Consider the following 22,102-nt stretch of genomic DNA (forward strand, 5'->3'; position numbering starts at 1 on the left):
AACACGGCCGCCGGCCTGGCCCAAAGTACGGCCGACTCCCCCGCCCATCGGCCGAGTCGACGCCGGCCCGCACTGCGATGAGTACTGCCCGCCGCAGCGCCAGGATCGACGAAGCAGAAGCGACCGGGCCCTTCCTCGACGCCGCCACGCACCGTGTCCGGCCCAGGTGGGGCCGGCCCGCGACGGGCCGTGGTCCGGGTGCTGGTCGCCGCGAGAAGGGATACCACAGTGACGTCTTCCGCCAGGTCGACCTGGCTCATCCCCACCGGTCTGCTGGTGCTCGGCGCCGTGCCGGTGCTCGCCGGTGGTCTCCGCCTCGCCGAGCTGGCCGGCGGCGCCCAGGTGCTGCCCGACGGCGACCGGATCGCCTCGCCCCCGCTGCCCGTGGTGGCCCACATCCTCGCCGTGACCGTGTTCAGCGTCCTCGGCGCCTTCCAGTTCGCGCCCCGATTCCGTCGGCTCCACCGTGGCTGGCACCGGGCCGCCGGCCGGATTCTGATTCCCTGCGGTCTGCTCACCGCGCTGAGCGGCCTGTGGTTGACCCTGTTCCTGCCCCGGGGGCCGCTCGACAGTGACGCCTTGGTGGTCGTCCGGGTGGTGGTCAGCGTCGCCATGGCCGGTTCGCTCGTCCTCGGCTTCGTGGCGGTCCGCCGCCGCGACTTCGTCCGGCACCGGGCCTGGATGATTCACGGCTACGCCATCGGGATGGGCGCGGGCACGCAGTTCTTCACCCAGATGGCCTGGCTCGCTGCCGTCGGCCCGCTCACGACGTCGGGCCGGACCGGCACCATGACCGCCGCCTGGCTGATCAACGTCGGAGTTGCGGAATGGATCATCCGGCGGCGCGGCGGTACCGCCGGAGCCCGTCCGGCGGGCCGGGCGGACCGGGCGCGAGACGACGCGGCGGCTTCGGCTCAGGCCCGCCGGGTGGTGTCACGATCGGCGGCCGGGCGGGGTCGAAGACCTGTACCCGTCCGAACGGAGAAGTCATGAACGACGCAGCTCCTGTCCTGGTCACCGGCGGCACCGGCACGCTCGGCCGGCACGTCCTGCCCCGCCTGCTCGCGGCGGGCCACAGTCCGCGAGTGCTCAGCCGCACGGTCCGCCGCGGAGCCGACGGTGTCGAGTACCTGGCCGGTGACCTGCTCAGGGACGAGGGCATCGGGCCTGCTGTCGATGGTGTCCACACGGTGCTGCACCTCGCGGGCGGCCCGAAGGGCGATGATCGGGCCGCCGCCAACCTGATGCGGGCCGCCGCCCGGGTCGGGGTACGGCACGTCGTGCACATCTCGGTCGTCGGTGCCGGCCGGGTCCCGATCGGCTACTTCAAGGCCAAGCAGGGCGCGGAGCGGGCGGTGAGCGAATCCGGCGTGCCGTGGACGACGCTGCGGGCCGCGCAGTTCCACGACCTGGTCTTCACCGTCGTACAGAAGCTGGGTGCCTTGCCGATCGTGCCCGACCCGAAGGTGATCCGGTTCCAGCCGGTCGACTCCCGGGACGTCGCCGACCGACTTGTCGACCTGGTCCAGGGCACCCCGTCCGGCCTGGTGCCGGAGCTGGTGGGTCCGCAGGTCTACCCGATGGCCGACCTGGTTCGCGGCTACCTCACGGCCCGCGGCCGGAGCCGCCCCTTCCTGCCGGTGCCGGTGCCCGGGGCGGCCGGCCGGGCCTACCGCAACGGCGACAACCTCGCAGTCGACGGTGCCACCGTCGGGACCCGCAGCTGGGAGGCGTTCCTCGCCGAGAAGCTGCGCTGACCGGGACGCCGACTCCGGCTACCGGCACCCGGCCGGCTGACGGGCAGCGGCGTCGGCCCGGTCGTCGTGCTCCGGGCCGGCCGGGTCAACCCGCAGGTCGACGCGGATCGCCTCCAGGATCACACCGGCCGCCTGCTCGACCACGATGGGCGACCGCGAGCGCAGCGGATCACCGGAACCGGCCGCGGCGAGCGGCAGCGGCACGAACGTGCAGTCACGCACCACCACGTCCCGGTATTCCAGCACCCGGACCGAGTGGTCGATCTCGCTGCGCCCCCAGCCGGCGACCCGGACCGCGTACAGCGGACCGTTCCACGCCACGTGGGCGCCCGAGACGCTGATCCGCGCGCCGACCGGGTTGTCCCCGCTGGTGTGGAACCGGTCGGTGTTGTCGCCGGGCAGCAACCGGAACCCGATCTCGACCTCGGACAGGTGGACCCGTTCCACCGCCACGTCGTGTACGGAGCTGAGGTAGAACCCCTCGAAGGCGTCGGAGACGCGTAGGTCGCGGATGCTGAGGTGGTGCGGATGGTAGGACGGCCCGACGATCGAGTGAACTCCGTCGCCGACCGCACCCCAGTGCACGGCGATGCCGGTACAGCCGCCGACGATCGACACGTCGCTGATGGTGATGTCGCGTACCGCACCCATGACGGCGACGCAGTTGGCGGCGCGCTCGTCGCGGCGCTCGACCTGGACGCGCCGGATCTGGACGTCCTCGATCCACTCCGCCTCGGCCGGGTAGAGGTAGTTGCCGACGGTGATGGCGGTGCCCCGGTCGCCGCCGTGCTCGCCCGGCGCGCACCGCGGCGGGAGGAATCCGATGTCCTGGATCGTCACCCGCGAACCCAGCACGTGGAGGATGGGTTCGCCGTCCGACGAGGACGAGGTCAGCCACGTCGTCACCGCCCCGTCCCCGGGCGGCGCGCCGCTCAGCGTCCAGCCCGGGCCGAGCACCACTCCCCGGTCCAGCGTGAAGGTGCCCGCGGGCAACCGCAGCGTGCCGCCCGTCGCGGACGCCAGGAGTTGTTCGAGCGCCTGCCGGTCGGCCGTCGGATCACCGGTGAACGTCAGGTCGTGATGGGGCTCGCTCACCGTCGGCACTCCAGCTCGATCACCTGGCACACGGTCTCGGCGACCCGGCGCCGTACCCCCGGGGTGTCGCGCTCGGTCAGCCCGACCAGCACCGGACCCGGGGCCGCGCGCTCGATCACCACGTCGAGGGTGTCCTCGGTCTGCGTGGTGGCACTCACCCGGCACTCGGTGCCGCCGACCAGGTGCACGGCCCGGACGGCCAGCCGGTCCGGGTGCGGCGGCCGGGTGAACGGTGACGCCTCGAACAGCGCGTATCCGGCCCCACGCTGGGCCACCCGGAACGCCTTGAGCACGGTCTGGCCCTGCTGGCGGCGCAACCACTTCTGGCTCGGCTGTCGAACCGCGGCCGGCGGGGCCGTGGCGGCCGAGATCCGCACTCGGCACCGCACGGTGGTGTCGGTGGCGTTGACCACGATGAACCTCGACCTGGGATGTCCCTGGCCGCGACCTCGCGCGCCGACCAGCCCGCCAGCGCTGACGAAACCGGCGAGCTGTGCGGCGGCGCCGGCGAGTCGAGCGGAACCGCCGCGCTGCTCGCCCTCCTCGATCGCGACGATCTCGACCTGGTTGATCCGCACGCCGATCGCCGCCAGCGGGCTGAGCGCGGTTGCCGCCCAGGGCGGCGGCGTGCCGTCCACCACCTCGATGATCAGGAGGCCGTCGTCCCCCACCTCGTCGGACCGCAGGTCGAACTCCACCCAGGCGTGGGCCTCCACCATCCGCAACCGCCCTCGCTGGCGGCTGATCAGGGCGGCGGCCCGGTCCGAGCCCTGGGCCCGGACCATGACCAGGCGCGGCAGCTCGCGCATGCCCCGGGCCGGTGCCGCCGCTCGCGACCAGGCGGTCTGCGAGGCACCGTCGACGTGCAGGTCGACCCGTACGCGAACCGGTCGGCCGCCGGTGCGTACCTTGAGCACGACCGCGCCGGACTCACCCTGGACGCGACCCAGGATGGCGACGCCCCGGGCCACCTGGTCGGCGAGCAACACCTCGGGATCTCCGCCCGAGGCGAACATCGCGGGAAGCTCCCGTGCCGGGACCGGCTCGTCGAACTCGGTGGCGAACCATGCTCCGATCGCCACTACCGGACACCTCCCGGCACCTGGAGATCGGTCCGGGTCAGTACCGGCTCACGCCGGGTCCACATGCGCTCGACGGCTTCGAAGACCGGGTCCGCGTCGCTCTCGATGTGCCGGAACGAGGTCCGCACCGCGCGCAGCAGATAATCGGCGGGCCAGACCTCCCAGTGCGGCACCTGAGGGGTGAACAGGTCCGTGGCGCTGCGGTAGAACCACAACCACAGCCGGGCCCGCTCGACCTGCTCGGCTGAGATGATCTCCTCGCCGTTGAGCATGGCGCTGATCGCCGCGTCGAGTGCCTTCCAGTAGGTTTCCGGATCGTTCACCACTGTGGACAGACCGCACTCGCTCCACTCCGACCAGCCGGCCTGGATCACCGGGATGCCGTACGCCGGCAGTTCGTTGCTGACGCTGCCGCGAACGGTGACGCCCAGGTCGACGAGGCTCCACAGACCGTTCTTGCTCAGATCCTTGCTGGGCTGGAACACCATGTGGCGGTGTCGGGCGTACCGCCGGGCGACCGAGTCGAAGAAGTCGGTGCTGTCGTAGCGGAACTGACTCGGATGGTCCTGGAACAGCCACTGCACCTCGGTCGCCGTGCTGGCGAACTGGGCTGTCTCCTCGAACCAGTCGGCAAGCGTGGGGAAGGACTGGTGGTTCGTGCCCGGCGCGTCGGACACGGCGTGGTTGAACACCGCGACCACCGGACGGGCCGGGTCGAACCCCAGGCGGGCCGCGAAGTGCGTACGCAGCCGGGCCCGTTCCTCGCTGCTGGTGATGTCGACGGAGGCGCTGGCACCGCCCCGCCACCAGCTGGGCCGGCCCAGGTTGACCTTCGACCGCCAGGCGACGAGTTCGGCGTTGCGCCGCACCTCGGCGCGGCGCGACCACACCCGCTGCTCGAAGAAGGCGCCGATCTGGTGGGTGAGTTCGCCACGGAAGGTGTGCTCACCCGTGTCGTTCTCGGGAAACAGCGCGTACGCCTTGAGACACCCGGTCTGCTGGGTGTGCACGACGGACACCCCGGCCCGCCGGGCGGAGTCCACCGCGAGCCCCCAGTGGTCGTAGTCGACGTGACTGGTGACCAGCGCGACAGCGGAGCCGGTGCCGAGCAGGGCGTCGTAGGCCGAGGAGATGGCCCGGGCCAGGGCCTGTCGCCGCCGGTAGCGCGGGTCGGTGGTGGGGTTCTCCGGCGGCCGGGGCCGCTTGGTCACCCGGCAGTAGGTGGCGCTGACGAACTCGGCAAGGGTCTCCTCGCTTATCGACGCGCCGGGGGTCAACGGCCGTCCGAACAGTTCCACCGGCACCGAACTCGGAGTGGCGGAGTTCGCCGGGCCCTCGACGAGGCGGTACAGGTCGATGACCTGGCTGGCGCCGTAGGCCGCCGCGATCCGCTCGACCAGCTTCACGTCGAACTCGGTCCAGAGCGCGTCGTGCCACATCTGCTCCACGCCGGTCACCACGACCAGCTGAGCGGGGACGATCCGGCGGATCGCGTTGGCGACCGCCAGATTGCGCATCGCCACCCTGATGTCCTGGTGGAACACCTCGACGAGGAGGTAGTTCCGGGACGGCGTGGACCCCAGGTTCTTGCGCCAGTAAACATCAGCGGAATCGAGGAAGGCCTCGAACTCCTTCTTGTCAGCCCCGAGCCACACCCGAAGAACCGCCTTCCCCCGCATACACGTCTGAGCGCTGTGTCCGAATTCATTGGCGCACCGTGGAGCCTGCCGGGCATACCGGCACGACTCACGGAGACCGCAAGGTACCGGCGCCGAGAGGAATTCAGGTTGACGTCGCATGGACAACAGGTGGCCGGGACGGCAGCAGGAATGAACCTTCCTCAGGCCGACTCGGGAGGCCTCCGGGTGTCCCGGTCCGTCGACAGTGCTCGCCAGCCGTCCGCACCCGGCCGTGGGCGCAGCAGTTCGCGCAGCAGGCCGCTGCCTCCGGCCAGGCCGACGGCGACGGGGATCGCCACGCTGATCAGCACCAGTGCCGCGACCGACCAGCCGGGCATTCCGACGGCCAGCGCGACGAGACTCAGGCCGCTGAAAACGACAAGCTTGCGCCGGACCCGCGACAGCGGAACCCGGTCCGCGATGGAGATCGACATGTACTGCTCCTCCGGCCGGTTCACAGGAACACGAGCAGCGCCCCGCCGACGGCCGCCGCGGGGATGGTGGTGATGACGGTGGCCACGACCGCCGAGTGTCGGCGCAGTGCGGCGAGTGGGATCAGGGCGTCACCGTCCTGGCTGATCGCGTTGGCGACCAGGGTGGGTAGCGGCAGTCCGCCGCTGACGTAGAGGCCGGTGAAAACGATCTGCAGTGCGCAGCCGGGGACCAGGCCGATCACGGCGCCGACAAGTACGCCGACGATGCCGGTCAGGACGAGCTGTGAACCGTCGAAGCCGGTCGTGGTGCTCAGCACCTGCCAGCCCAGATAGGCCACCGCCACCCAGACCGTGACGAACGAGGCCTCGTGGGCACTGTGTCGCATCGTCGCTGCCATCGTGCTGGCTTGTGCGGTCTCCAGGGTGTCGTCGGCCAGTCGCCCCCGCCCGGCGGCGAAGATGAGCGCGGCGACCAGGGTGCCGAGCACACCGAGCGCCAGGTACGGGTCCACCCCACCGATGACGGTCAGCGCCGCCGGGTCGACGAGCTGGAACACCACAGGTACGGACACGGCGAAGGCCGGCGTGGTCAGTCCCCAGAACGCTGTCGACGCGGGCATCCGGGGCAGCAGTCCGCCGAACAGGCGACGGGACGAGGCGAGATCGGGTCCGGCGTCGGCGGCGAGGCTCACCGGCCTGGTGACGGGCGCCGGCCGCCGGCGAGCGGCGGACCGGGCCGGGTCGATGCCGAGGGCGTCGACGGCGTACCCGGTGGTCAGGCCGACGACGAACAGCAGCGCGTGCAGTTGAAGCGCGAAGAGCGGGTTCCAGGCCAGCACCACCCACGACGAATCGCCCATGGTCGCGACAAGCGCTCCCACCACGGTGCCGAAGGAGACCTTGCCGCGCGCGTACAGGGGCATGAGGATGATCGCGCCGCCGCAGCCCGGGGTGACCCCCAGCAACGCGCCGACAAGTGGGCCCACCCGGCGGCGGCGGGTCAGCCCGTCGGTGACCCGGTCCCCGTAGCGCCAGCGCAGCCAGCCGAACAGCGCCACCATCACGGCGACGTACACGCCGACCTGCATGAACGCGTCCGCGAGCGGGCGGAGCACGAGTTCGGTCACGGCACACCTCCTCGCGGGACAGCGCCGGACCGCCGCCCGGTCGGGCGGACGGCCCAGCGGAGCGACGTCAGCTGATCTTGCTCTTGACCGTGTTGACCACGCCCTGCGCCATGCCGGGGTTCGTCCCGTACAGGCGCGGGTCCCCCGGCGGCAGGACGGGTTCGGGCGCGTGGGCCCGGGGGCTGTGGTCGTAGCGGAACTCGCCCTTGCCGTCAGGTGTCGGCCCGGAGGCCCAACGTCCCTGTGCGGCGTCCTGACCGGGCGAGAAGTCCAGGTAGGTGTAGCTGAACTGCTCGGTGAAGTCCGGCGAGTCGGGGAAGGCGTCCGGCACCGGCATCTCCTCCAGGCCGTCCTCCTTGAGCTGCTCGATGGCGGCCATCCACATGTTTTGGTGCATGGTGTCGCGGGCCAGCAGGAAACGGAGCATCTGCTTGACACCCGGGTCGTCGGTCATGTTGAACAGGCGCGACACCTGGAGCCGGCCCTGAGCCTCCGCGGTGACGTTGAGCTGGAAGTCGGCCATCAGGTTGCCGCTCGCGGTGACGAAGTTGCCGTTCCAGGGCACCCCGACGCTGTCCACCGGCATCGCCCCGCCACCGCCGTGGATGAAGTGTGCCGGGTTGGAGCCGCCGTAGATTGCCCCGACCATCGGGTTGTCCTCGGCCGCCTCCTGCAACGACAGCGGCGCGTTGTCCAGCAGCCGGGTGATCATGGTGGCGATCATCTCGACGTGGCCCATCTCCTCGGTCCCGACGTCGAGCAGCAGATCCTTGTACTTGCCGGGCAGCCGGCAGTTCCAGCCCTGGAAGAGGTACTGGTTGGCGACCGTCATCTCGCCCCACTTGCCGCCCAGGATCTCCTGGAGCCGGCGGGCGAACGCGGCGTCGGGGCCGTCCGGCTTGGCTTCGAACTGCAGGTCCTTGATATGGGTGAACACGGGCCCTCCTCGATGCGACGAGCGCTGTCACCGAGGTCACTTCCCGCATCGCCGGCCCATACGGGCCAACCGGTGGCCCGGACGGGTCAACCTGTGTGACGTGCCGGGAGCAGCAGCTCCACCGCCACCCCGTCGGGCCGCAGCCGGTGCAGGCGCATCCGGCCGCCGTCGGCGGCGACGAGTTCCCTGACGATCCACAGCCCCAGGCCGGACATGCCGGTGGCCGGGGCGGGCCGACGCAGCGCCTCGACCAGGCCGTGCGCCACGCGTCCCTCGTCCAGGACGCTGATGCTCAACGCGCCCCCACGGCGCTCCGCGCGGATGCCCACCCGCCCGGCGGCCGGTCCGTGCCGCAGCGCGTTCTCGACCAGGTTGCCCAACATCTGCCGGGTGCGACGGGCCGACACCGGACACCGTGCGGCTTCCCTGGTGATCCGGACGCGCCGCCGCTCGACCGGTACGAGCATCGCGACGGCGGGCAGGACCTCCGCCAGCGGCACAGCCCGCTCGTCGGGACCGGAGACCAGGGTCAGGGCGGCCACGCTCGTGGCCGCCTCACCGAGCAGCGTCTGCAGGTACGCCGCCTGGTCGCGGGCGAGCACGGAGATCGCTCGACGGTCCTCGCCGGTCAACGGTCTCGCCTCGTCGGCGAGGGCCCGGGTCAGGGAGCTCAACGTCGTGACCGGGGTACGGAGTTCGTGACAGAGCACCCGCAGCAGCAGGTCGGCGGAGCCGGCCGCCGCCGGGGCACCGCCAGCGGAAGGGTCGGTGCGGCGTAGCGCCCGCAGCAGTCGTCCGATCCCGTACGGTCCGCGCATTCGTCCCCACTCCCCCGAGGTGGCACCGGCCGCATGATCGGTACCCGCTCGGGAAGGGAACAGGCATGTCCGAGTCGCCGGCTATCCGGGTGGCCGTCGTCGACGACCATCCGCTGTTCGCCCGTGGACTCGAACTGCTGCTGCCGGCGGCCACGGCCGGGCGGGTACGGGTGGTGGGCTCCACGGCTGACGCGGCCGCGGCTGCCTCCCTGATGTGCCGGTGTCTGCCGGACGTGGTGCTTGTCGACCTGCACATGCCCGCCCCTGGCGGCACCCGCGCCGTGGCGGCCATCCGCCGCACCACCCCCCGGGTACGGGTGGTGGCGATGTCCGGCGACGACGATCCGACTCCGGCGCTGGAGGCCCTGCGGGCCGGTGCCGAGGCGTTCCTGCCCAAGAGCGCCGAGCCCGAGGCCCTGTTGCCGCCGCTGCTGGCGGTTCTCGACGGGTGGGCCGTGTTGCCGGCGCAGCTGCTGCGCGAGCTGCTGCACTCCGGCCCGGGCGTCCGGGTCGATCTCGACCCCGACGAACGCGCCCTGCTCCGGTCGATCGCCACCGGCCGCAGCACCCTGGCCATCGCCGACCAGCTGCACGTGTCGGAACGCACCGTGAAACGGATGACCGCCGCGCTGCTGCGCAAGCTGCGGGTCACCACCCGCGCCGAGGCCGCGGCACTCGCCGGGTACGCCGGCCTGCTTGGCGACTGACCTGTTGCACCGCCCGGTCGAAGGGCGTCCGGCGGCCGGAGTGCCGCTCTCCGCTCGCCGGTGGTTTGGTAGGTCACCTGGTGGGCACCACTCAGCATGCCCGATCTGATCAGCCGCCTGGACAACACTCTCCCACTGGCCGTCCGCGGTTACGCCTGGCTGCCCAACCGGCTGCGTCGCGTCGACTCGGACGTGCTGCGTACCCGGCTGCTCGGGCAGCGAGCGGTTGCGCTACGCGGGCCGGCGGCCGCCGAGTGGTTCTACGACGAGCGGCACGTGCGGCGCCACGGAGCGATCCCGGAGCCGGTACGCGGCACCCTGTTCGGGCGCGGTGCCGTGCACACCCTCGACGGCGATGCGCATCGGGTACGCAAGGCGATGTTCATGGCGCTGTTGAACGGCGGTGGAGTCGACGACCTGGTGTCGCGGGCCGAAGGAGCCTGGGACGAGGCGGTCCCCTCGTGGGCCGGCCGGCGCGTGGTCCTCTTCGACGAGGCCGCCCAGGTGCTGACCCGCGCGGTCTGCGACTGGACAGGCATCCCGGTCCGACGCGACGAGGTGCCGGCGCTCGCCGCCGACCTGGTGGCCGCGGTGGACGGGTTCGCGACGGCCGGACCACGACACTGGCGAGCGCGTCGGGCCCGGGGACGTCGCGAGCGGTGGATCGCCGACCTGGTGCAGCGGGTGCGCGTCGGTAGCACCGAGGTTCCGTCCGGCTCGGCGGTCACCGCGGTCGCCGAACACCGGGATGTCGACGGTCGACCGCTGGACGCGCGGACCGCCGCCGTCGAACTACTCAACATCATCCGGCCGACGGTGGCGGTGACCTGGTTCCTGACCTTCGCCGGCCACGCCCTGCACCGCTGGCCGTCCCAGCGGGACCGGCTACGCGCCGACGATCCCGCTTTCGCCCGGGCGTTCGCCCACGAGATCCGCCGGTTCTATCCGTTCGCACCTTTCGTCGGTGGTCTCGCCGTGGCCGACCTGTCCTGGCGCGGCGTACCTATCCCGAAGGGCGCGATGGTACTGCTCGACCTGTACGGGCAGAACCACGACGCCCGGCTCTGGCCGGACCCGTACCGCTTCGACCCGGACCGGTTCGTCGGCCGTGAGATCGGCCCCTTCGACCTGATCCCGCAGGGCGGCGGCGATCCACGCACCGGGCACCGCTGCCCCGGCGAAGCCATCACCGTGGCCCTGCTCCAGTCGCTCGCCGTACGACTCGCGCGGCTGGACTACTCGGTGCCGGAACAGGACCTCGCCATCCCGCTGCACCGCATACCGACCCGCCTGCGCAGTGGCCTGGTCATCGAGCCGCTGCCGACCGTCTGACTCGTCGTCGGCGGTGACCTGGTCAGGCGCCCACGTAGGCGGCGAGGTGCTCGCCGGTGAGGGTGGACCGGGCGGCGACGAGATCGGCGGGGGTGCCCTCGAAGACGATCCGGCCGCCGTCGTGACCGGCGCCCGGCCCGAGGTCGATGATCCAGTCGGCGTGTGCCATGACCGCCTGGTGGTGCTCGATCACGATCACCGACTTGCCGGAGTCGACAAGCCGGTCGAGCAGGCCGAGCAGATGCTCGACGTCGGCGAGGTGCAACCCGGTGGTCGGCTCGTCGAGCACGTAGACCCCGCTCTGCTCGGCCATGTGGGTGGCCAGCTTGAGCCGCTGCCGCTCGCCGCCGGAGAGCGTGGTGAGCGGCTGACCGAGGCTGAGATAGCCGAGCCCGACCTCGGCGAGCCGGTGGAGGATCCGGTGCGCGGCCGGCGTACGTGCCTCACCGGACCCGAAGAACGCCTCCGCCTCGCTGACCGGCATCGCGAGCACCTCGGCGATGTCCTTACCGCCGAAGTGGTACTCCAACACGGATGCCTGGAACCGCTTGCCCTCGCACTCCTCGCACATGGTCGCGACGCCGGCCATCATCGCCAGGTCCGTGTAGATCACGCCGGCGCCGTTGCAGTTGGGGCACGCGCCTTCGGAGTTGGCGCTGAACAACGCCGGCTTCACCCCGTTGGCCTTCGCGAACGCCTTACGGATCGGATCGAGCAGTCCGGTGTACGTCGCCGGGTTGCTCCGCCGTGAGCCGCGGATCGCACCCTGGTCGATGGACACCACGCCGGCACCGGGTGGGATCGACCCGTGCACGAGGGAACTCTTGCCCGAACCGGCGACGCCGGTGACCACCACGAGCACCCCGAGCGGGATGTCGACGTCGACATCGCGCAGGTTGTGCGTCGAGGCCTTCCGGATCGGCAGTTGTCCGGTGGGCGTACGCACCGACTTCTTGAGGGTGGCCCGGTCGTCGAGGTGCCGGCCGGTGAGCGTGCCGCTGGTCCGCAGTCCCTCGACGGTGCCCTCGAAACAGACGGTGCCGCCCGCCGTGCCCGCTCCGGGGCCCAGGTCGACGACGTGGTCGGCGATGGCGATCGTCTCCGGTTTGTGCTCCACGACCAGCACGGTGTTGCCCTTGTCCCGCAGCCGCAGCAGCAGGCCGTTCATCTGCTGGATGTCGTGGGGGTGCAGCCCGATGGTGGGCTCGTCGAAGACGTATGTGACGTCGGTGAGCGACGAGCCGAGGTGGCGGATCATCTTCGTGCGTTGCGCCTCGCCGCCGGAGAGCGTCCCGGACGGCCGGTCCAGGCTGAGGTAGCCGAGCCCGATCTCGACGAAGGAGTCGAGGGTGTGCTGCAACGACGCCAGCAGCGGCGCCACGGAGGGCTCGCGCAGCCCGCGCACCCACTTGGCGAGATCGCTGATCTGCATCGCGCAGGCGTCGGCGATGTTGACGCCCTTGATCTTGGAAGACCGGGCCGCCTCGCTGAGCCGGGTGCCGCCGCAGTCGGGGCAGACGGTGAAGGTGACCGCCCGCTCCACGAAGGCGCGGATGTGCGGCTGCATCGCCTCGACGTCCTTGGACAGGAACGACTTCTGGATCTGCGGGATCAGCCCCGCGTACGTCAGGTTGATCCCCTCGACCTTGATCTTGGTTGGCTCCTTGTGGAGCAGGTCGTGCAGTTCCTTCTTGGTGTACCTGCGGATGGGCTTGTCCGGGTCGAAGAAGCCGCTGCCACGGTAGATCCGCCCGTACCACCCGTCCATGCTGTAACCGGGCACGGTGATCGCGCCCTCGTTGAGCGACTTGCTGTCGTCGTACAACGCGGTCAGGTCGATGTCCGTCACCCGCCCGGTGCCCTCGCAGCGCGGGCACATGCCGCCGGTGATGCTGAAGCTCCGCCGTTCCTTCGTGGTGGTGCCGCCACGTTCGATTGTCACCGCACCGGCACCGCTGATCGAGGCGACGTTGAAGGAGAACGCCTGGGGTGAGCCGATGTGCGGCTGACCGAGCCGGCTGAACAGGATCCGCAGCATGGCGTTGGCGTCGGTGGCGGTACCGACCGTGGAACGCGGGTTGGCCGCCATCCGCTCCTGGTCGACGATGATCGCAGTGGTCAGCCCGTCGAGGACGTCGACCTCCGGCCGGGCCAGCGTCGGCATGAACCCCTGGATGAACGCGCTGTACGTCTCGTTGATCAGCCGCTGCGACTCGGCGGCGATCGTGCTGAACACCAGCGAGCTCTTGCCCGAACCGGAGACGCCGGTGAAGACCGTCAGCCGACGCTTCGGCAGCTCGACGGTGACGTCCTTGAGGTTGTTCTCGCGGGCGCCCTGCACCCGGATCAGATCGTGGCTGTCGGCGGCGTGGGCTGTGGCCGACCGGTTGTCCATGCTCATCGCACTTCCTGAATACGGATCATGTTGCCGGCGGCGTCCCGGACGGCGCAGTCACGGATCCCGTACGGCTGGTCGGTGGGCTCCTGCACGATCTCGGTGTCGCTGGCCTGCAACCGCTCGAAAACACCGTCGAGGTCGGGCGTGGCCAGCAGGATCGAGGCGTAGGTGCCCTTGGCCATCATCTCGGTGATGGTACGGCGTTCCTCCTCGGTCACGCCGGGGTCGGCGGCCGGCGGATGCAGCACGATCGAGGTGCCGGGCTGACCGGGTGGGCCGACGGTGATCCAGCGCATGCCCTGGTAGCCGACGTCGTTGCGGACCTCGAAACCGAGCAGGTCCCGGTAGAAGGCCAGGGCGGCGTCCGGGTCGTTGTGCGGCAGGAAGCTGGCGTGAATGGTGATGTCCATGGCGGTCACGCTAACCGCGACGCGACGGCCGCTGCTTCTCGATTCCTGACCGGTCTGGTCACCTGTTTCACCACGCAGGAGGGCATCCCCTTCGTCGCGCGGGCCGCGTCGCGGCGGTAGACGCTCGGCGGGACGCCGACCAGTTCGGTGAAGCGGGTGCTGAAGGTGCCAAGTGACGAGCAGCCGACCGCGAAGCAGACATCGGTGACGCTGAGGTCGCCCCGGCGCAGCAGCGCCATGGCGCGTTCGATGCGCCGGGTCATCAGATAGCCGTACGGGGATTCACCGTAGGCCTGTCGGAACTGGCGGCTGAGATGCCCGGCTGACATGTTGACCCCACGGGCGAGCGCCTCGACGTCCAGCGGTTGCGCGTACTCCCGGTCGATGCGGTCGCGCACGCGGCGCAGCCGGGCGAGATCGCCGAGGCGCTGTTCGGTGGTGGATCTGCTGGTCACCTGAGCGATCGTGCCACGCCGGTCCGACACGCGGCGAGTTCGTCGGCCGCCCGGCGCGCCGCCACCCAGTCAGGACAGCAGGATGACGTGCAGGGTGCGGGGGCCGTGTACGCCCTCGACCCGGTTGAGTTCGATGTCGCTGGTGGCTGACGGCCCGCTGATCCAGGTCAGTGGTCGGTGCGGGGTGAGGCGGGTGAGCGCCTGGGGCACGTTGGCGACGACCTGGCCGGTGCGGACGACGCAGATGTGCAGGTCCGGCAGCAGGCTGAGCACCCGGCGGCCCTGGTCGGGTGAGCCGTCGAGCACGACGGTGCCGGTGTCGGCGATGGCGACAGCGGCCGCGGTGATCACGCCGTCGGCGGCGGCGATCTCGGTGTTGTCGAGGCCGTCGTCGGGCCGGGCGGTCACGGTCGCCGGTAGCCAGGCCGGCGGCAGCCCCGGTGGCACGACGACGCTCGCGCCGGCCGGGAGGATGGCGGCGATGGTGTCGGCGACGTCGGGCTCGGCGACCTGGTGCACGTGGGCGCGGTAGTCGGTCAGCCGGTCCACCAGCCGGTCGAGGTCCGCCGGGCCGTCCCGCCGGTAGTCACGTGGCACCTCGACCGGCGCCGGTGCGGCGGTGTCGAGCGCGGCCCTGCCGAGGGCGGCGGGGTCGAAAGCGGCCCTGTCGGGGGCGGTGGGGTCGAGCGCGGCGCGGAGTCGGGCGAGGATGGTTTCCCGGGCGGTCACCGCTGCGTCCACCACTGCCGGAAGGTCTGCGCCGGCGCCTCGGGCAGGTCGCGGCCGGCGGTCCAGCCGGACAGCGGCGGCGGCAGGCCCCGGCCGCGCCGGCCGGCCAGCCGGCTCAGCCGCGTCGCACGCTGCGCCGCCGCGTACAGCGCCGGGTGGTCCATGGCGTACGCGGCGGCGGCCATCGCGGCCGACTCACCGCGTGGATGCGGCGCCTGGTCGCGCAGGTGCACCAGCAGCTCCGGAATGTTGATCTTCACGGGGCAGGCGTCGTAACAGGTTCCGCAGAGCGACGACGCGTACGGCAGCGAGGCGTTGTCGGCCACTCCGGTCAGCTGCGGGGACAGCACCGCACCGATCGGCCCCGGATACACCGACCCGTACGCGTGCCCACCGGTGCGCTCGTAGACCGGGCACACGTTCAGACACGCCGAGCAGCGGATGCAGTGCAACGCCTGCCGGCCCACCTCGTCGGCGAGCACCGCGCTGCGACCGTTGTCCAGCAGCACCAGATGAAACACCTGCGGCCCGTCACCCGGGGTCACCCCGGTCCACATCGAGGTGTACGGGTTCATCCGCTCCCCGGTCGAGGCCCGGGGCAGCAGTTGCAGGAACACCTCCAGGTCCCGCCAGGTCGGCACCACCTTCTCCACACCCATCACGGTGATCAACGTCTGCGGCAGGGTCAGACACATCCGACCGTTGCCCTCGGACTCCACCACCGCGAGGGTGCCGGTCTGCGCCACCGCGAAGTTCGCCCCGGACACCGCCACCGGCGTGGCCAGGAACGTCTGCCGCAGGAAGCGACGCGCCGCCGCCGCGAGGACCGCCGGCTCGTCGGTCAACGCCGGGTCCACCCCCGGCATCGCCCGCAGGAAGATCTCCCGGATCTCGGCCCGGCTACGGTGGATCGCCGGCACCAGGATGTGACTCGGCCGATCCTCGCCGAGCTGCACGATGAGTTCGGCCAGGTCAGTCTCCACCGGCGCGATCCCGGCGGATTCGAGGGCCTCGTTGAGGCCGATCTCCTGCGTCACCATCGACTTGACCTTGATCACCCGGTCACTGCCGGTGGCCCGCACCAGGTCCACGACTATCGCGTTCGCCTCAATGGCGTCGACTGCCCAGTGCACCACTCCCCCGGCGGCCGTCACCCGATCCTCAAGCTGCTCCAGCAACTCCGGCAACCGCGCCATGACGTCGGCCTTGATCGCCGACCCGGCCGCCCGCAACTGCTCCCAGTCCGGCACCTCACCGATCACACCCGCCGACTTGGCCCGGATCGTCGCCGTGGCATGCCCGAGATTACGGCGCAGCTGCGCATCGCCCAGAGCCCGCCGGGCGGCGGCCGGGAAGGGCTCCTCGCCGCGCAGATGCCCGACACCCGCCGGGGCGGTCGCCGGCATGCCGAGGAAGGTCCGCCTCACGACCGCACCACCAGTTCATCCCGCTCGCCGGCGCTCTCGCCCTGATCGGTCGAGGCCAGGATCTCCGCCAGATGCACCGTCCGCACCCCCGCGCCCGACCGCGACAACCCGCCACCGATGTGCATCAGACACGACGCATCCCCCGCCGCGCAGACCTCCGCACCGGTGGACACCACATGACGCATCTTGTCGGCCAGCATCGCCATCGACGTGTCCGCGTTCTTCACCGCGAACGTCCCCCCGAACCCGCAACACTGCTCCGCCGCCGGCAACTCCACCAGATCCAGCCCCCGCACCGCGCGCAGCAGCCGCACCGGCCGGTCGGCCACCCGCAACATCCGCAGCGAATGACACGTCGGGTGGTACGTCACCCGATGCGGGAAGAACGCCCCCACATCGGTCACCCCCAACACGTCCACCAACAGCTCGGACAACTCGAACGTACGGGCCGCCACCGACTCCGCCCGGGACGCCAACCGGACATCACCGGCCCGCCGCGCCACCATCGCGTGCTGGTGCCGTACCGACCCGACACACGACCCCGACGGCGCCACGACCACGTCGTACGGGTCGAAGACCCGCACGTGCCGACGCACCAACGGCACCGCCTGAGCCTGATAGCCGGTGTTCACGTGCATCTGCCCACAACACGTCTGTCCCGGCGGGAACACCACCTCGTGACCCAACCGCTCCAGCAACCGCACCGTCGCCCTCGCCGCCTCGGGAAACAGGGTGTCCGCCAGACACGTCACGAACAACGCGATCCGCACGTCACACCTCCACCCGCCGACCCCGCCACGAACCCGCCACCGGGCTCGTGGCGCAGGATCCGCTGAGTCTGCCGCACCGGCCGCCGCAACACCACCGTGTCGTACCCGGGCGTCCGGGTGGCCTTCGAGGTCACCGACCGCGTGCGGTCACCAGGCCGGACTCGTAGGCGATGACCACGAGTTGGGCACGGTCGCGGACCTGGAGTTTGGTCATCGCCCGGTTGATGTGGGTCTTGGCGGTCAGTGGGCTGATCACCAGGCGTTCGGCGATCTGGTCGTTGGACAGGCCCTGCGCGAGGAGGACTACCGTCTCCCGTTCACGGTTGGTCAACTCCTTCAGTCGCGCACCGGTCTCCGTCCGCAACGGCTCGGTGACGTACGTGTCGATCAGCTTGCGGGTGATCGACGGTGCGAGCAGGGCGTCGCCGCGGGCAGCCACCCGGACGGCGTGCACGAGATCCGTCGGCTCGATGTCCTTGACGAGGAAGCCGGCGGCACCGGCACGCAGCGCGTGGAACACGTGTTCGTCCAGACCGTAGTTGGTCAGGATGACCACGTGCACGCCGGCCAGGATCGGATCCGCGGCGATGTGCCGGGTCACCTGGATGCCGTCCATGACCGGCATCTGGATGTCGACGAGCGCGATGTCCGGCAGGTGTTCCCTGGCCAGGGTCAGCGCCTGCTGGCCGTCAGCGGCTTCGGCCACCACCTCGATGTCGTCCTCGATGTCGAGCAGCGCGCGGAATCCGCTGCGCAGCAGCGGTTGGTCGTCGACCAGCAGGACACGGATCATGCTGTCGCGCCGACTGGAAGCTCGGCGTGGACGGTGAACCCGCCCTCGTCGCGTGCCTCCGCACGCAGCAGTCCACCGAGAGCGACGACGCGTTCCCGCATCCCGAGCAGTCCGACGCCGGGTGCCGCAGCGCCGTCCGGGACGGCGTCGCCGTCGTCGTCGACCTGGATCGCGAGGACGCCCGGCCGGTAGTCGATCCGGACCGAGGCCGTGGCGGCGGATGCATGACGGGCGATGTTGGTGAGGGACTCCTGCACGATGCGGTAGGCGGTGCGGTCCACGGCGACCGGCAGGTCGGGCCGTTGTCCGTCGATCGTCAGCGTCGCGTCCAGGCCGGCCATCCGGGACCGCCGTACCAGTTCCGGTAGCTGGTCGAGCCCGGGCGAGGTGGCGGTACCGTCGGCGCGCAGCGTCTCCAGGGTCGCGCGCAGTTCCCGGGTCGCCTCGCGGCTGGCCTCCCGAATGGCCACCAGAGCCTCCGGCACCGGCTCACCGCGGCGGCTGGCCAGGTGCACGGCGACCTCGGCCTGCACCTTGATGATCGAGATCTGGTGGGTGAGGGAATCATGCAGTTCCCGCGCGATGTGCAGCCGCTCCTCGTCGGCGCGGCGCAGTGCCGTCTCCTCCCGGGTGCGCTCGGCCTCCTCCGCGCGCCGCTCGGCCTGCCGGAGCGCCTCACCCGCCGCCCCGGCGGCAACCAGCCAGGCCACTTCGAGGGCGTCGCGGGCCCGCGCGAGCGCCTCGCCGACGGGCAGTCCCGGTGGTAGGGCCAGGGCTGCGAGCGGAAGGGAGACAAGCATCGCGGCAGCCGCCACGGCCGTGACCGCGCGGTGCCCCGCGCGGACGGCCGCGTACACCGCGAACAGGAACGCGACGGCGGGCACCTCGATGCCGGTCGCCTGGTGCCCCACCGCACACACCCCGGTGACGATCAGCACCGCGACCGGAGCCCGGCGGCGGGCGGCCAGCGCCAACCCGCCGGTCACCAGCCAGGCGTAGCCGAGCAGGCCCCCTCCGGTGGTGGGAGGCGCTGCGGACAGTCCGGCGACGAGCAGCACCGCCGTCACGCCGACGGCGATCGCCAAGTCCCTCACCGCAGCGAGCCTGAGAATCCGCCCGCACCGCTCGCCCATGCGCGCACCTTAACCGGCCGGCGCGGCCCGGCGACTCCTGCTCACGGACGACCGGCCGGCTACCACGGACGCGGTACCGGGACGGCGGCTACCGCGTACGCGGCAGCAGGTCGCGCCGGCCGCGGCAGCGACAAGTGCCTGCATCGGCCGGATGACCGTCGGTGCGGCCGGCGACATGATCGGGACATCCGGGCCACGCGACCGGACAGACCACAGAGGAGAGAACATGACGAACGTCAGGCTCGTGCTCGCCATCGCCGTGGCCGCCCCGTCCGGGGCGATCGGACTCGCCGCACCGGTGGTCGCGGACATCGCCGCCCACCCGATCGCCGCCGAGGGCGTGACCATGAGCGCCGGCCGACTCGGATCGACGGTGGCCGCCCTGCTGGGACTCGCGGGTGTGGTCATCGGAGGGCTGGCGCTCGCCCGTCCCCGCAGCGGCGAGGCGCGGCGAGGCGCGATCGCCCTGGCGGCGGGGGCTGCCGCGATGGCCCTCGGTGGTCTGGTCGTGGTGACCTCGGACAGTGGCATCGGCACCGGCAACGGACGGGGCGGCGGTTACGTGGCGCTGGTGGTGGGGCTGACCGCCGTGGTCGTCGGTGGAGTTGTGCTGGCCCGCTCCCGGCGTGTTGGCTGACTGGCCACGGCTGGTCCGATACGGCTGACGGTCGGCGTCGCCGCGAGGGGTCGCCGTCACTGTGGTGGAGCAGGCGCCGGGGGAGGCGTCGGTGGCGGATCCAGCCGATCGAGCCGGGCGAGGTCGGCGGTGCCGGCCCGGACCACTGCCGCGGCCAGCGCGGTGGTCGCGGGATGGTCCCCGCCCTGCCGCTCGGCGGTGGCGATCCGCACCGACTGCGTCAGATGTGCCCGCAGGTGCCCGGCGAGCAGCTGGTGGAACGCCCGCCCGCTGGCCGAGCGAAGCGCGGTCAGTTCCGCGTCGGTGACCATGCCGGGCATGTCGTGGCCCTCGTGTGGGTTGGTCACCGGTGCGCCGGAGTCGGCCAGCAGCCGCCGGGACCGGGTCAGGTGGGTGCGTTCGGTTGCCTCGATCCGGGTGGTGAGCCGTTCCCAGGAAGGGTCGGTGGTCCGGTTCGGCACCAGGGCGAGCATCGGCAGCAGTCGTTCGGCCATGGCCACCGTCAGCTGTAGCCAGGCGATGTCGGTGCCGTTGAACTGTCCGGCCACACCCGGGAACGCTGCGGTGGGCGACCCGCCGGGTGCGGCAGGGTCGGCCGCCGGTGCCGGCGGCACCCCAGAGAGCAGCGGCGGTGGTGTTCCGGGGGTGGGCGGCGGTGCTCCGGCGGCGCACCCGGTGACGAGCAGCACCGTCGCCAGCAGCAGCGCGAGTGCGGCGCGCACGCGGCCTCCTTCGCGTCCGCCCGACGGCGGGCCGGCATGGCCGGGCCGCCGCCGGGTTCACGGGTCGCTTCAGAGCGGCCGACCGTCGTGCCCGCACTTGATGACGGGCCGGATGCAGTCGCGGACGCGGCGCGCCAGCTCCTCCACCGGCCAGGCGTTGAAGAAGTCGCCGTGCATCGTGTAGCCCGGCCCGGAGGCGAGCCGGAACCGCGACGGGTCACCGTTCACCGGGTAGCGCAGCACCTGCCGCAGCTTCGGCACGTGCACCGGGTGGCTGGCCGGGCAGGCCTGGTTCACCGGATATGCCAGGTGGCTCTTGTGGTCGGGCGAGTCGAGGTCCCGGCCGTTCCAGCACTGCGGAAAGTCCAGGTAGGACTCCAGCATCGTGCCGGCCGGGCAGGTGACGAAGTCCTTCGACGGCGGCACGTGCCCGGCGTGCAGGCAGGACCAGCGGGCGATGCTGTCACCCGGTCCGGCGGCCCGGGCGTTTCCGGCGACGAGCCGCAGCCCCAGCGGGAACGGCTGGGTCTGCGCGACGACGTCGGCGCGCACCCCTTCACCCAGGTAGTAGAACGTCGCGATGGAAGGCTCCACCGGGACGTTGTTGTTGTAGAGGGTCGGCACCCAGTACGACGAGACGTCCACTCGCGGGTTGCAGGTGGTGGAGGATCGGACCAGGTCGGGCAGCGTGGTGTGGGCGTTTGTCACCGTACTGCCGAAGAAGCTGTGCATGTGCGAGGCGCCGGGCAGCCCGGGAAAGATGATCGGGTCGTCCGGGAGCCGGTGGCTGTACGTGCAGTCGGCCGGAAACTCGGCCACCCGGATGGCGTTGATTCCCGGGGCGGCGTCGGCCGGCGCGGTGGTGGACACGACGTAGCTGCCGAGCAGTACCAGCAGGGCACCGATCGCGGTGGCGAGGCGCAGCCGGCTGCGGCTGGCGGAGTGGGGTTCGGCGCTGTCCATCTCGTGGCTCCTGTCGGGGAGGGTCAGGGACTCTTCCGGCACCCCGCCGAAGACATCGGAGCTTCCCTGGCCAGACTGGTGGTGGACGGTGAGGGAGGTGCAAGAGAGCGCTCTCACAGTCCAGCGTCACCCCGACGTCGACAGATGTCAATACATGCCGCAGTTGGCGGCAATCACGGCGACGGGCCGGCCCCGAGAGGGCCGGCCCGTCGCCGTGACGCGGTGGCGGTGGGGCACCGGAACGCCGGCACCCCACCCCCAGTGCACTAGATCAGCCGCTTGTGCAGGTTGCGGTCGGTGTGGTGTTGTTGCCGTTCTTCCAGAGCGTGATGCCGAAGTTGTTGCCGTTGCCGTTCGGACGTGCGGTAAGCGTTCCGCTGCTGCCGCTGACCGAGGCGTTCCAGCTGTTCTGCAGGCTCTGGCCGCCGTTGGTGCGGATGGTGACGGTCCAGTTGCTGGTGCCGCTGACCGAGAAGGTCGTGTTGAACCGGTCGTTCCAGTCCTCGGCACGCTGCACGCTGACCGAGCAGTTGCCGCCACCGGGCGGCGGGTTGCTCGGCGGCGGGTTGCTCGGCGGCGGGTTGGAGCTGCCGCCCTCCTGAACGGTGATGTCCGAGCTTCCCTGGCTCTGGTAACCCTCGGTCGCCATGATCTGGTAGTAGTGGTTGCCGAGGTTCAGCCCAACGCGGGCCCAGGC

At 71.4% G+C, this 22,102-nt stretch carries 23 protein-coding genes; 5 read left to right on the top strand and 18 right to left on the bottom strand.

Features of this window, described 5'->3' with window-relative positions; translation table 11 throughout:
• Positions 1–228 precede the first annotated feature (228 nt).
• Positions 229–993 carry a DUF2306 domain-containing protein gene (locus tag AB0I71_RS14720; protein ID WP_357584666.1) on the top strand — a complete coding sequence of 255 codons (765 nt, stop codon included), beginning with the start codon at positions 229–231 and terminating at the stop codon, positions 991–993.
• A complete protein-coding gene (locus tag AB0I71_RS14725) occupies positions 990–1,757 on the top strand; it encodes an SDR family oxidoreductase (protein ID WP_357584668.1) in 768 nt (255 codons plus the stop codon). Before AB0I71_RS14720 ends, AB0I71_RS14725 begins: the two co-directional genes overlap by 4 nt.
• A gap of 18 nt (positions 1,758–1,775) precedes the next feature.
• Here the strand turns inward: AB0I71_RS14725 and AB0I71_RS14730 are convergent, their stop codons facing one another.
• The 7 genes from AB0I71_RS14730 to AB0I71_RS14760 form a co-directional block, all read right to left on the bottom strand.
• The gene (locus AB0I71_RS14730) at positions 1,776–2,852 is read right to left on the bottom strand and encodes a hypothetical protein (protein ID WP_357584670.1); all 1,077 of its coding nucleotides are present in this window, start codon (positions 2,850–2,852) and stop codon (positions 1,776–1,778) included.
• Positions 2,849–3,934 carry a hypothetical protein gene (locus AB0I71_RS14735; RefSeq protein WP_357584672.1) on the bottom strand — a complete coding sequence of 362 codons (1,086 nt, stop codon included), beginning with the start codon at positions 3,932–3,934 and terminating at the stop codon, positions 2,849–2,851. Before AB0I71_RS14735 ends, AB0I71_RS14730 begins: the two co-directional genes overlap by 4 nt.
• Positions 3,934–5,589 carry a hypothetical protein gene (locus AB0I71_RS14740; RefSeq protein WP_357584674.1) on the bottom strand — a complete coding sequence of 552 codons (1,656 nt, stop codon included), beginning with the start codon at positions 5,587–5,589 and terminating at the stop codon, positions 3,934–3,936. Before AB0I71_RS14740 ends, AB0I71_RS14735 begins: the two co-directional genes overlap by 1 nt.
• 185 nt (positions 5,590–5,774) lie before the next feature.
• Complete coding sequence (locus AB0I71_RS14745) at positions 5,775–6,047, bottom strand: hypothetical protein (RefSeq protein ID WP_357584676.1); 273 nt, start codon at positions 6,045–6,047, stop codon at positions 5,775–5,777.
• A gap of 20 nt (positions 6,048–6,067) precedes the next feature.
• Positions 6,068–7,174: a putative manganese transporter gene (locus AB0I71_RS14750; RefSeq protein ID WP_357584678.1), complete on the bottom strand. Its 1,107-nt coding sequence runs from the start codon at positions 7,172–7,174 to the stop codon at positions 6,068–6,070.
• Positions 7,175–7,241: 67 nt separating this feature from the next.
• Positions 7,242–8,111, bottom strand: coding sequence for a manganese catalase family protein (locus AB0I71_RS14755; RefSeq protein ID WP_099845562.1), 870 nt, complete (start codon positions 8,109–8,111; stop codon positions 7,242–7,244).
• 86 nt (positions 8,112–8,197) lie between these two features.
• Positions 8,198–8,929 carry a HAMP domain-containing sensor histidine kinase gene (locus tag AB0I71_RS14760; RefSeq protein ID WP_357584681.1) on the bottom strand — a complete coding sequence of 244 codons (732 nt, stop codon included), beginning with the start codon at positions 8,927–8,929 and terminating at the stop codon, positions 8,198–8,200.
• Between the two features lie 65 nt (positions 8,930–8,994).
• Here AB0I71_RS14760 and AB0I71_RS14765 point away from each other — a divergent pair, with 65 nt between their 5' ends.
• Positions 8,995–9,636, top strand: coding sequence for a response regulator transcription factor (locus tag AB0I71_RS14765; RefSeq protein ID WP_357584683.1), 642 nt, complete (start codon positions 8,995–8,997; stop codon positions 9,634–9,636).
• A gap of 96 nt (positions 9,637–9,732) precedes the next feature.
• Entirely contained in the window at positions 9,733–10,968 is a 1,236-nt protein-coding gene (locus AB0I71_RS14770; RefSeq protein ID WP_357584685.1) for a cytochrome P450, read from the top strand.
• A gap of 22 nt (positions 10,969–10,990) precedes the next feature.
• On the opposite strand, the gene AB0I71_RS14775 is transcribed toward AB0I71_RS14770, so the two are convergent.
• The 8 genes from AB0I71_RS14775 to AB0I71_RS14810 form a co-directional block, all read right to left on the bottom strand.
• The gene (locus AB0I71_RS14775) at positions 10,991–13,363 is read right to left on the bottom strand and encodes an excinuclease ABC subunit UvrA (protein ID WP_357584724.1); all 2,373 of its coding nucleotides are present in this window, start codon (positions 13,361–13,363) and stop codon (positions 10,991–10,993) included.
• A 2-nt stretch (positions 13,364–13,365) separates the two neighbouring features.
• A complete protein-coding gene (locus AB0I71_RS14780; RefSeq protein ID WP_357584687.1) occupies positions 13,366–13,776 on the bottom strand; it encodes a VOC family protein in 411 nt (136 codons plus the stop codon).
• A 5-nt stretch (positions 13,777–13,781) separates the two neighbouring features.
• A complete protein-coding gene (locus AB0I71_RS14785; RefSeq protein WP_357584689.1) occupies positions 13,782–14,231 on the bottom strand; it encodes a helix-turn-helix transcriptional regulator in 450 nt (149 codons plus the stop codon).
• A 69-nt stretch (positions 14,232–14,300) separates the two neighbouring features.
• The gene (locus AB0I71_RS14790) at positions 14,301–14,975 is read right to left on the bottom strand and encodes an LUD domain-containing protein (protein WP_357584691.1); all 675 of its coding nucleotides are present in this window, start codon (positions 14,973–14,975) and stop codon (positions 14,301–14,303) included.
• The gene (locus tag AB0I71_RS14795; protein ID WP_357584726.1) at positions 14,957–16,366 is read right to left on the bottom strand and encodes a lactate utilization protein B; all 1,410 of its coding nucleotides are present in this window, start codon (positions 16,364–16,366) and stop codon (positions 14,957–14,959) included. Before AB0I71_RS14795 ends, AB0I71_RS14790 begins: the two co-directional genes overlap by 19 nt.
• 17 nt (positions 16,367–16,383) lie before the next feature.
• Positions 16,384–17,157 carry a (Fe-S)-binding protein gene (locus tag AB0I71_RS14800; RefSeq protein ID WP_357584693.1) on the bottom strand — a complete coding sequence of 258 codons (774 nt, stop codon included), beginning with the start codon at positions 17,155–17,157 and terminating at the stop codon, positions 16,384–16,386.
• Between the two features lie 130 nt (positions 17,158–17,287).
• Positions 17,288–17,950 carry a response regulator transcription factor gene (locus AB0I71_RS14805; RefSeq protein WP_357584695.1) on the bottom strand — a complete coding sequence of 221 codons (663 nt, stop codon included), beginning with the start codon at positions 17,948–17,950 and terminating at the stop codon, positions 17,288–17,290.
• Positions 17,947–19,044, bottom strand: a complete 1,098-nt coding sequence (locus AB0I71_RS14810) for a histidine kinase (RefSeq protein WP_357584697.1) — start codon at positions 19,042–19,044, stop codon at positions 17,947–17,949. Before AB0I71_RS14810 ends, AB0I71_RS14805 begins: the two co-directional genes overlap by 4 nt.
• Positions 19,045–19,309: 265 nt before the next feature.
• Between AB0I71_RS14810 and AB0I71_RS14815 the strand changes: the two genes are divergently transcribed.
• A complete protein-coding gene (locus AB0I71_RS14815) occupies positions 19,310–19,720 on the top strand; it encodes a DUF6223 family protein (RefSeq protein ID WP_357584699.1) in 411 nt (136 codons plus the stop codon).
• 56 nt (positions 19,721–19,776) lie between these two features.
• Here AB0I71_RS14815 and AB0I71_RS14820 read toward each other — a convergent pair whose 3' ends face one another.
• The 3 genes from AB0I71_RS14820 to AB0I71_RS14830 form a co-directional block, all read right to left on the bottom strand.
• Positions 19,777–20,442 carry a DUF305 domain-containing protein gene (locus AB0I71_RS14820; RefSeq protein ID WP_357584701.1) on the bottom strand — a complete coding sequence of 222 codons (666 nt, stop codon included), beginning with the start codon at positions 20,440–20,442 and terminating at the stop codon, positions 19,777–19,779.
• 69 nt (positions 20,443–20,511) lie between these two features.
• A complete protein-coding gene (locus AB0I71_RS14825; protein ID WP_357584703.1) occupies positions 20,512–21,405 on the bottom strand; it encodes a DUF1996 domain-containing protein in 894 nt (297 codons plus the stop codon).
• Positions 21,406–21,676: 271 nt separating this feature from the next.
• Positions 21,677–22,102 (bottom strand): glycoside hydrolase family 11 protein (locus AB0I71_RS14830; protein ID WP_357584706.1); only part of this gene is annotated, 426 nt, incomplete at its 5' end.

The sequence above is a fragment of the Micromonospora sp. NPDC049891 genome (assembly GCF_040660295.1).
In the GTDB taxonomy this organism is placed as follows: domain Bacteria; phylum Actinomycetota; class Actinomycetes; order Mycobacteriales; family Micromonosporaceae; genus Micromonospora.